This window comes from Phormidium sp. CCY1219, from assembly GCF_055795085.1.
The window spans coordinates 1-9,454 of sequence record NZ_JAYFEQ010000775.1; the positions used below are offsets into that span (position 1 = coordinate 1).

Genomic DNA, 9,454 nt, shown 5'->3' on the forward strand with positions numbered 1-9,454 from the left:
GGAGACAGAGCGTTAATTATGAGATTAGCACCCCTTTACCAACAAGAACAAGAAAAAGCCTTTCAGCAAGGAGAACGGCAAGGAGAACGGCGGGTTATCGAAGGCATTCTCCGAAGTCGATTCGGTTCTATCGATGAAGAACTCTCAACTATTATTGAGTTAGTTCTGGAGTTACCTCCAGAGGAATTTGCTCCATTATTGTGGCAATTGGAACGAGAGGAACTGTTACAGCGGTTTAATTCATAATCGGATAGGCGATTGTTGCCATTTAGGAGCGATCGCCACATTTTTGCCAGTACGGTTTGCCGAACCTAATTGAGGAGGATAATCTCCCCATGTCCGTGCATCCTAATCGCCTCGTCTCGTTTTAAGCTGAAATTATCGGGGTCTCTGGCGACTTGCCGGATGCTCTGCGAGTGTTTTCTCTATCCAGAGGAAACCGGAGGAAAGCCAGAGGAACCGAATCCCTTAATTCTTGTCAACCGATCGCGCAAAAAACAAGGTAAAAAACGATGCGGTTTTCCAAAATTTTCTCTTCTGGATTCAAAATCAGCACCTATTTGTTAACCCTGATTTTGGGTGCAGCGATCGCCTGGGGCACCCTGCGCGTTTTTTCTTCCCCTTCTGTCGCTACAGCCATCCAACCCCCTCCACCCGTTACCACCACAGAGGCGATCGCCCAAGCGCCAATTTCGCCCAACAGTTTTGTTTCCGCCGCTGTGGATCGCGTCGGATCTGCAGTGGTGCGCCTCGATACCGAACGCACCATTACTCGTCGCCTTGACCCCTTCTTTAACGACCCATTTTTCGAGCGCTTTTTTGGACCGGAATTTTTTCAACAAATCCCCCAAGAAGAACGCCAGCGGGGTCAAGGATCCGGCTTCATTATCGATCGCAGTGGCTTGATTTTAACCAATGCTCATGTGGTCAGTCAAGCCGATCGCGTCACGGTAACATTAAAAGACGGACGGACCTTTGACGGAGAAGTGCGCGGTAGCGATGCACTCACGGATTTAGCCGTGGTCAAAATCAATCCCACTGGCGAACAATTGCCCGTTGCCCTGTTAGGAGATTCCGCCAAAGTTCGGGTCGGAGATTGGGCGATCGCCCTGGGCAATCCCCTCGGACTCGATAACACCGTCACCTTGGGTATTATCAGCACCTTAGATCGCTCTTCCGCCGAAGCCGGTATCCCGGACAAACGCATCGATTTCCTGCAAACTGACGCCGCTATTAATCCCGGAAATTCCGGCGGTCCGCTATTAAATGCCACCGGCGAAGTGATTGGCATCAACACCGCCATTCGTGCCGATGGTAGAGGCATTGGTTTCGCGATTCCAATTAATAAAGCCAAAGCCTTAAAAGATACTTTAGCCGCAGGCAAAAAAGTTCCGCATCCCTATGTGGGCATTCAAATGGTGGGCTTAACACCCGAACTGGCCAAACAAAATAACGAAGACCCCAATTCCCCCTTCTTACTGCCAGAAATTGAGGGAATTTTAGTGGTGCGCGTCTTGCCCAATACCCCCGCCGAAGCAGCCGGAATGCGGCGCGGAGATGTCATCCTGGAAGTGGAAGGGCAACCCATGACCCGTCCCGATCGCTTGCAAGAAATTGTGGATAAAAGCGGCATCGGTACGGCACTTGACTTCAAAATTCAGCGCGGCGATCGCGTGGTAAACTTAACCGTGCGAACCGCTCAACTAGAGGAACAATTATCGTAAAATAACCATCGTTCTCCATTGTCCGGGCGGGGAAAGAGAGAATTGCCTTTCCCGTTTAATAATTGTAAGGACAGGGCGTTGCCCTGTCCTTACAATTAGTGGAGATTATGAGAGTTAATCGCGGTATATTTTACCGCAAAATTCGCCTATTTGGAGATAAAATGAACCCAAAAATCTCCATCACCCATGCAGGTTTCTTGAATCATGCGGTAAGAATAGCTCAAGCCTGCACCGGAGGCGGAAGTATCGTATCCATGCGGCCAATATTCGCCATAGGGGTCGTTGACGAGAAAGCCGTAAGAATTGTAACCCACCACGGAAACAATATGGCCGTAACTGGTAAAATAGCCGTGAATCACCGCCGGGTTGCCTTGCACCAACCACTCTTTCACCTCATTAATCGAGGCATTGGTTTTAAACCGATCGCGGGCACCATAAGCTTCCACCGCTTGGGCGAGGTGAGTGGCTTCGTGACGGTCTAAACCCCGGGCAACCAACCAATCTTGCAGCTCATCTTCCAGTTGTTGAGAAGCGTTATTTCCCCGAATGCCGAAATAAGCCAAACACATGGCAATGCTGGTCGTATTGCAACTGCCATAGGGATGTAGGCGATTATCCAATTGCGACTTATAAGGAACGGCGAGTTTGATGCGATCGGGAAAAGTAATTTCGCTATTTTTCATCACCACTGCATGTTTATAATAAACATACCAGGTATTGAGACCGCGATATTCGCGATCGCGGAATGCTACCTTAACGTGGTCGCCCTCTGGAGTAAAAGAGTGCAATTGTAAAATCGTCCCCCCGGGAAGGGGTTGTTTTTCAGACTCGGAGAGTTGAGAAGATTGCACCGGTTTTTGCTTGAGAACCGTATCGCGAAGGAGTTTCAGTTCCATCCCGTAGATTCCGGGGGTGGTGGAGCGAGTCGAATGAGTTTGTGCTACTGTCATAATGAGTAAAATGAAATAGAGATAGATGGCTACGGGCCGCGCCTGAGTCAAGGGTAAAATCGCTCAGGCGGTTGCCCATTTTCTCCCGGGTTGTGGCGTTCTGCGATAGATGGAGGCGGGGAGTGTAATCCCGGACACATGAAGAAAAATGCGCCAATCAAGCCGCTTGCCCAGTATAGTGAGGGAATAGCCTGCGTGGGGACAATTCATCCGTTGTTTCCACAGGTATCAGTTGCTCGTAAAAAAATGGACTCATCCCATGTCTGAAACGGTTTGGATTGCAAGACACGCCAATCGACTTGACTTTGTAAAACCAGAGTGGTTTAATACAGCAGAACGCCCTTACGACCCTCCCTTATCGGAAGATGGGTTCGTGCAAGCGCAAGAACTCGGAGAACGCCTTAAGGGAGAAGGCATAACTCATATATTCACCTCTCCTTTCTTGCGAACCGTACAAACTGCAAATGAAGTGGCAGAAATTCTCGATTTACCCTTAAAATTGGAATGGGGGTTATGTGAATGGCTGAATGCCGAGTGGATGCCCGAGATGCCGGAAACCCAAGCGCCGGAAGTCTTAGCGCAACAGTATCCGCGCATTGACCTGAGTTACAGCTCTCGGGTGGTGCCCCAGTATCCAGAAACCGATGAGGGATGCGTGCAGCGCGCTGGGGAAACCGCGCGACGCCTTGCGGATGAGTTTTCCGGAGACATCCTGCTGGTGGGGCATGGGGCTTCGGTGATTGGAGCCACCATCGGATTGGTGGTGGAAGCGGCGCAAGAAGAGATGAGTGCGGCGTTGTGCTGCTTGTACAAGGTGGTTCGGGAAAAAGACCAATGGGCGATCGCCATCCACCACGATCGCTCCCACTTGACCCAAACCGAAACCGAAATTCGCTTCGTTTGAGGATATAAAATCGGGGAGGAGCGAGTACCAGCAGCAATTAGAGTAAAAAGCAAAAAACATGACAGTGTTATTGGTTGGGGATATTGGGGGCACCAAGACCCTCCTGCGCTTGGTGGAAATGCCCAATAGCAACGATACAACCGCGAATCTGCAGCAGGAAAACCGCTACGAAGCGATTTATCCGAGTCAAGATTATGCCGACTTGGTGCCGATCGTGCGGCAGTTTTTTGCCGCCGCGAGTCAGGAGTTGGGGGAAACCCCCACACCGAGGGGCGCTTGTTTCGCGATCGCCGGTCCGGTGGTGGGCAATACCTCTACCCTCAGCAACCTGAATTGGGAACTCACCAGCGAACGTCTGGAACAAGAATTGGGAATTCCCCAGGTGACGTTGATTAACGATTTTGCAGCGGTGGGGTATGGGGTGCTGGGATTATCCCCCAGTGACTTGCATACCTTGCAAGCGGGGGAACCCCAGTCTGCTGCACCGATCGCCGTGTTGGGTGCGGGAACTGGGTTGGGAGAAGCGTTTTTAATTCGCCATTTGGAAGATTATTTTGTGTATCCCACCGAAGGGGGTCATGCGGATTTCGCCCCCCGCACTCCCCTGGAATACGAGTTCATGCAGCACTTGCAGCGCCGCCTCGGGTTGCAGCGCATTTCTGTGGAACGAGTGGTGTCGGGGATGGGAATTCAGCCGATTTACCAGTTTTTGAGCGATCGCGCCACCGCCGCCGGAAGTACCGTGGGGGCGGCGGATATGGATCCAGCCGCTATTTCTCAAGCGGCGATCGACAAAACCGACCCCCTGTGCGAGCAAACTATGCAACTTTTTGTAGAAGCATATGGTGCGGAAGCGGGAAATTTCGCCCTCAAACTCCTCCCCTACGGGGGACTATATCTGGCGGGGGGAATTGCCGCAAAAATTCTCCCGTTGATAGAGCGCGAAAATCGGTTTCTCAATGCGTTTGAATACAAAGGTCGCATGTCCCCGTTGCTCCAACGAGTGCCGGTGTATGTGGTGCTTAATCCCCAAGTGGGATTGATTGGCGCTGCCATTTGTGCGGCGCGATTGTAGGCCGATTTTGCGAGAACTGGAACTCGCGCCAAAACCCTGCCGTGGGTGCATTGCCTACGGCGCGGTAACATTAGGTTTTATCCTATTAAATGAAGTGGTAACGAAAGAAAAAGGAAGCGTGTAACTATGGCAGGACACAGTAAATGGGCCAATATAAAACGGCAAAAAGCTAGAGTGGATGCGGTGAAAGGCAAAACTTTCACCAAGATTTCCCGTGAGATTATCGTAGCCGCACGTAGCGGTCTTCCGGACCCGGAGGCGAATTTTCAGTTACGCACGGCGGTGGATAAGGCAAAAGCAGCAGGGATTCCTAACGATAATATCCAACGGGCGATCGCTAAAGGTGCTGGTACTTGGGATTCCGGTAGCGACTACGAGGCAATTCGCTATGAGGGCTACGGTCCCGGGGGCGTGGCGGTTCTCATCGAAGCTCTCACCGATAACCGCAATCGCACCGCCGCAGATTTGCGAGCTGCCTTTAGCAAAAATGGCGGCAATTTAGGGGAAACCGGCTGCGTGAGCTGGATGTTCGAGCAAAAAGGCGTGGTGACGCTCAAAAGTGAGGTAGATGAGGATGAATTGCTGGAAGCTTCCATAGAAGGCGGTGCCGAGTTTTATGAAGCTACCGAAATCGACGAAGATGTGCCGGGGTATGAAGTGTTTACCGAAGTGACGAATTTAGAACATCTCAACCAAACGTTAAAAGAACGGGGGTACGAGATTGTGAGGGCGGAACTGCGCTGGATTGCGAATAATAATGTAGAAGTGACCGACCCGGAACAAGCGCGATCGCTCCTCAAAATGATGGATGCCTTGGATGATCTGGATGACGTGCAAAATGTAACCGCCAATTTTGATATGGCGGACAATTTGGTGGAAATGAGCCTGGTATAATCGGCTCGTTCCTACACTGCTGGGGGTGGTCAACTCCCAGCGTATCTAGAGTTTGGGGGAATTTTAGGAAAAAGAACGTCGCACGCGATCGCTCCGATAACATGAATCGAGAGACGGGAAATGCCGCCTCTGGGTACCACTCGCACGGGGATGTGGTAAGCACAACATCCCCGCCTGTGGATTAGCGCTTCTTCATCACCCATAACACCACGAAATGGACGACAAGCACGATCCAGACTTCTAGCCGAATGCTGTAGACGAGTTCGGGGGAGTGCGGTGGTGCTGGAACTGCGTTCACCTCCTGCATGGGATATAATACAGGCATCTGCGGATCGAGGGAAATTGCTGTATCCAGGTCTTCCATCGCCCGGATTAAGGTTTGAATCTTGATAGTTTGGGAGCGTTGTTCGTCGTTCATGGAGTTGCCTCAGAATGTCTACAATTCCATGAAAGCAGGTCCCTGTATGCGTTTGCGTCGGCGTACAAGCGGCTGGTTTATGGCTTTATGTCGGACTTTAGCGGGATGTCTGAGTTTTGTCGGAGATGCCCCCAAGCGGGAGAAAATGCATTATAATCTGAGCAAGTTTACCGACTGAGGAGTTATGTCAACACGTTCCCTCCGCGTTCACCCGGATTACATTGAAATCGTCAGAAACGCTCTCCCGCGCAATTGCTTTCCCACTCAGAAACATTTGGCGGAAGAGTTAGGCTACCATCGTACTACTATCAGCAAGTTCTTGAATGGCAAACCTGTAGATAATCTCTATTTTGAGGAAATCTGTCGCCGATTGGAGTTAGATTTGCGCGAAATCGCAGATTTCGAGAATGCCAGGGATAATACGTCTCGTGTAGAGGATATAGCAGATTCATTTTCGGATGAAACCGAATCAGATTTTTCCAGCTATATGGAACGCCCTCCCATTGAAGAGCGATGTTTTCAAATGCTTTCACAGCCCGGTTCCCTGCTTCGTATCAAAACCCCAAAGCAGATGGGGAAAACCTCTCTAATGATGAGAATGATTTCCGATGCCAAAAACAACGGCTATAAAACCGTCTTTCTGAATCTATTGCTAGCAGATAGAAGCATTTTGCAAGACCTCGATCGCTTTCTGCGCTGGTTTTGCGTTGTCGTGAGTCGCCAACTTCAGCTATCTTCCGATCTGGCAGAATATTGGGACGAAGAGTTATCGAGTAACTATAACTGTAACTCGTATTTTGAAGAGTATTTATTGACTCAAATTAATGCTCCGATTGTCCTGGCTTTAGATGAAGTCGATCGCATTTTTCCTCATGGGGAGATTGCGGAAGACTTTTTTAGCTTGTTGAGAGCTTGGCATGAGTCTGCCAAACACTATGAAAAATGGCGAAAAATACGGTTAATAATATCCTACTCTACGGAAGTTTATATTACTTTGGAAATCAATAGGTCGCCATTCAATGTGGGAGAGAAAATCGAGTTGCCAGAGTTTAACGCTTTACAAGTGCAAGAATTCGCACGGCAGCAAGGAGTAGAATGGAATAGTGATGAAATTGAAAGAATTATGAATACGATCGGCGGAAATCCTTCTCTGCTACAAATGGCAATCTCTCGCCTAAAGCGGCAGGAAATGACTTTCGAGCGACTTTTGCAAACGGCGGCCACAGAAGCAGGGATTTACGGCGATCGCTTGCGGATTCATTTAGGCAACCTACAACAAAATCCCGACTTAGCAGAAGCAATGAAGCAGATAACTTCCCATCGGTCTGTGCGATTAGATCCAAACGTGGCCAATCAGTTACACCGATTGGGGTTGGTTAAATTAGAAGGAAATGAGTGGCGAGTGGCTTGCGAGTTATATCGTCAGTATTTTGCCGATCGCCTTTAATAATGTTCCCACTGGCGGATTATGTATTTTCGGTTAACTCCAGCTAGCCCTTGCTGGTGAAGTAAAGGAGACCTGCAATCAACCACTATTCCTTCAATAATACCAATTAAAAAAACAACGATCGTGTTGGATCCCCCCACCCCCCCTTGAAAAGGGGGGCTAAAGAGATCCATCCCGATCGCGGTTATAGAAAAACGGTATAACACAGACTCGCAAAGGAAGCCGTAGAACATGGAACCGACTACAACCAACACATATAAAGTTGGCGGAAGTTTGCCTGCAGATGCTCTAACTTATGTGGTGCGACAGGCAGATACAGAACTCTATGAAGGCTTGAAAGCCGGAAATTTTTGCTACGTTCTCAACTCGCGGCAAATGGGTAAATCGAGTTTGCTCGTGAGAACCATGCAAAGGCTACAAAAGGAAGGATTGACCTGTGCCTCTATCGATCTGACTAAAATTGGGAATAAGAACGTGACTGCTGCTGGGTGGTATAAGGGAATTTTTTATGAGTTAGTCAATGGATTGGGATTTTCTCAAAAAATTAATAAACGAACTTGGTGGAAAGAGTTAGAGGACATTTCCTTTTCTCAACGGCTATCTTATTTTTTTGAAGAGGTGGTGTTTGCTCAACCGGACGAGGGGCAAAAATTTATTGTTTTGGTGGATGAAATTGACAGCGCTAATTCCTTAAGCTTTGAAGTGGAAGATTTTTTTGCGGTCATTCGATATTGGTTTAATCAGCGATCGCAAAATCCCGCTTACCAGCGCCTGACCTTTGCCTTATTTGGCGTCGCAACCCCGTCTGATTTGATTCGCGACAAAACCCGAACCCCATTTAATATCGGTCAGCCCATCGAATTGCGTGGATTTACCTTCGCGGAAGCGCAACCGTTAATCCCGGGATTGGCGGAAAAGATGGAAAATCCGGCGCAAGTGTTGCGGGAAATTTTACACTGGACGGCGGGACAACCCTTTCTGACGCAAAAGCTTTGTCAGTTGGCGGTGAGGGCGGATGATACTCCCCAGGGTAGCGAAACAGACTGGATCGCCGAACTGGTGCGGACGAAAATACTGGAAAACTGGGAAGCGCAGGACGATCCGGAGCATTTAAAAACTATCCGCGATCGCCTTTTGCGACGGGAAGAGCGCGCCGGCAGGTTGTTGGGACTGTATCAGCACATCTTGCAATCCGATACCAATGGCATCAGAGCCGATCGCAGTGACGACCAAATGGAACTACGCCTCTGCGGTTTGGTGGTCAACCGCCAGGGACAATTGCAGGTGTATAACCGAATTTACCAACGGGTCTTCGATCTCCCCTGGGTGCAACGGGAACTGGCCAACCTGCGCCCCTACGGCGAAGCCATTACCGCCTGGTTAAAGTCCCACCGCCAGGATACCTCCCGACTGCTGCGCGGTCAAGCCTTGAACGAGGCATTGGACTGGAAAGCCGGAAAAAGTGTCAGCCCGGAGGATGAAGACTTTATCTCCGCCAGTCTGCAGTGGAATTTAGACGCAGAACGGCAAGCCAAGGAACTCTTAGCCCAAGCGAAAGCGAAATTAGAGGAAGCGAACGCAGAATCAGACCGCCTGCTGAGAGAAGCCAAGCAAGGCACCAAACTGGAACGAACCGCAGTCCGGGTGTTGCGACAGTTCGACGCGGGGATGCCACAAATTGACTTATTAATCGAAGCCATGCAGATCGGCCAACAGTTGCAAACCTTGGTGCGGGACAATCGCCCCCTGAAAGACTATCCCGCCACCAGCCCCATGCTCGCCTTGCAGCAAATTCTCGCCCGCATCCAAGAGCGCAACCGCTTAGAAGGGCATTCCGACTGGGTAACGAGCGTCAGTTTTAGCCCAGACGGCAAAACCCTGGCCACCGCCTCAGATGACTGCACCGCCCGGGTGTGGGATTTATCGGGCAACGAATTAGCCCGCTTAGAAGGGCATTCCCGCTCTGTATTGAGCGTCAGTTTTAGCCCAGACGGCAAAACCCTGGCCACCGCCTCAGGTGACCGCACCGCCCGGGTGTGGGA

At 50.1% G+C, this 9,454-nt stretch carries 8 protein-coding genes and 1 pseudogene; 7 read left to right on the top strand and 2 right to left on the bottom strand.

Translation table 11 applies throughout. From position 1 onward, the window contains the following. Both AC0QH1_RS23425 and AC0QH1_RS23430 read left to right on the top strand, forming a co-directional pair. Positions 1 to 246: pseudogene (locus tag AC0QH1_RS23425) on the top strand (hypothetical protein); the annotation flags it as partial. A gap of 266 nt (positions 247 to 512) precedes the next feature. Continuing rightward, a complete protein-coding gene (locus AC0QH1_RS23430) occupies positions 513 to 1,724 on the top strand; it encodes an HhoA/HhoB/HtrA family serine endopeptidase (RefSeq protein WP_324633791.1) in 1,212 nt (403 codons plus the stop codon). Between the two features lie 146 nt (positions 1,725 to 1,870). On the opposite strand, the gene AC0QH1_RS23435 is transcribed toward AC0QH1_RS23430, so the two are convergent. Continuing rightward, positions 1,871 to 2,674 carry a C39 family peptidase gene (locus AC0QH1_RS23435; RefSeq protein ID WP_324633792.1) on the bottom strand — a complete coding sequence of 268 codons (804 nt, stop codon included), beginning with the start codon at positions 2,672 to 2,674 and terminating at the stop codon, positions 1,871 to 1,873. A gap of 259 nt (positions 2,675 to 2,933) precedes the next feature. On the opposite strand from AC0QH1_RS23435, the gene AC0QH1_RS23440 reads away from it, so the two are divergent. The 3 genes from AC0QH1_RS23440 to AC0QH1_RS23450 all read left to right on the top strand — a co-directional run bounded on the left by AC0QH1_RS23440 (position 2,934) and on the right by AC0QH1_RS23450 (position 5,547). Next, positions 2,934 to 3,578 (top strand): histidine phosphatase family protein, encoded by a 645-nt coding sequence (locus AC0QH1_RS23440; protein WP_324633793.1) that lies wholly within the window; start codon positions 2,934 to 2,936, stop codon positions 3,576 to 3,578. Positions 3,579 to 3,636: 58 nt separating this feature from the next. Further along, entirely contained in the window at positions 3,637 to 4,653 is a 1,017-nt protein-coding gene (locus AC0QH1_RS23445) for a glucokinase (protein ID WP_324633794.1), read from the top strand. 126 nt (positions 4,654 to 4,779) lie between these two features. After that, complete coding sequence (locus AC0QH1_RS23450) at positions 4,780 to 5,547, top strand: YebC/PmpR family DNA-binding transcriptional regulator (RefSeq protein WP_324633795.1); 768 nt, start codon at positions 4,780 to 4,782, stop codon at positions 5,545 to 5,547. 181 nt (positions 5,548 to 5,728) lie between these two features. On the opposite strand, the gene AC0QH1_RS23455 is transcribed toward AC0QH1_RS23450, so the two are convergent. Then, on the bottom strand, positions 5,729 to 5,965 hold the full coding sequence (locus AC0QH1_RS23455) for a hypothetical protein (RefSeq protein WP_324633796.1): 237 nt from the start codon (positions 5,963 to 5,965) through the stop codon (positions 5,729 to 5,731). A gap of 184 nt (positions 5,966 to 6,149) precedes the next feature. Here AC0QH1_RS23455 and AC0QH1_RS23460 point away from each other — a divergent pair, with 184 nt between their 5' ends. Together AC0QH1_RS23460 and AC0QH1_RS23465 are read left to right on the top strand one after the other, a co-directional pair. After that, positions 6,150 to 7,412, top strand: coding sequence for an AAA-like domain-containing protein (locus tag AC0QH1_RS23460; RefSeq protein ID WP_324633797.1), 1,263 nt, complete (start codon positions 6,150 to 6,152; stop codon positions 7,410 to 7,412). 231 nt (positions 7,413 to 7,643) lie between these two features. After that, the coding region (locus AC0QH1_RS23465; RefSeq protein ID WP_324633798.1) for an AAA-like domain-containing protein at positions 7,644 to 9,454 on the top strand (1,811 nt) is incomplete at its 3' end.

What these genes read in the sequence shown, in the direction of transcription:
- AC0QH1_RS23460 (WP_324633797.1), top strand. Translation starts at nt 6,150, where the DNA reads ATGTCAACACGTTCCCTCCGCGTTCACCCGGATTACATTGAAATCGTC.
- AC0QH1_RS23435 (WP_324633792.1), bottom strand. Translation starts at nt 2,674, where the DNA reads ATGACAGTAGCACAAACTCATTCGACTCGCTCCACCACCCCCGGAATC.
- AC0QH1_RS23430 (WP_324633791.1), top strand. Translation starts at nt 513, where the DNA reads ATGCGGTTTTCCAAAATTTTCTCTTCTGGATTCAAAATCAGCACCTAT.
- AC0QH1_RS23445 (WP_324633794.1), top strand. Translation starts at nt 3,637, where the DNA reads ATGACAGTGTTATTGGTTGGGGATATTGGGGGCACCAAGACCCTCCTG.
- AC0QH1_RS23440 (WP_324633793.1), top strand. Translation starts at nt 2,934, where the DNA reads ATGTCTGAAACGGTTTGGATTGCAAGACACGCCAATCGACTTGACTTT.
- AC0QH1_RS23455 (WP_324633796.1), bottom strand. Translation starts at nt 5,965, where the DNA reads ATGAACGACGAACAACGCTCCCAAACTATCAAGATTCAAACCTTAATC.
- AC0QH1_RS23450 (WP_324633795.1), top strand. Translation starts at nt 4,780, where the DNA reads ATGGCAGGACACAGTAAATGGGCCAATATAAAACGGCAAAAAGCTAGA.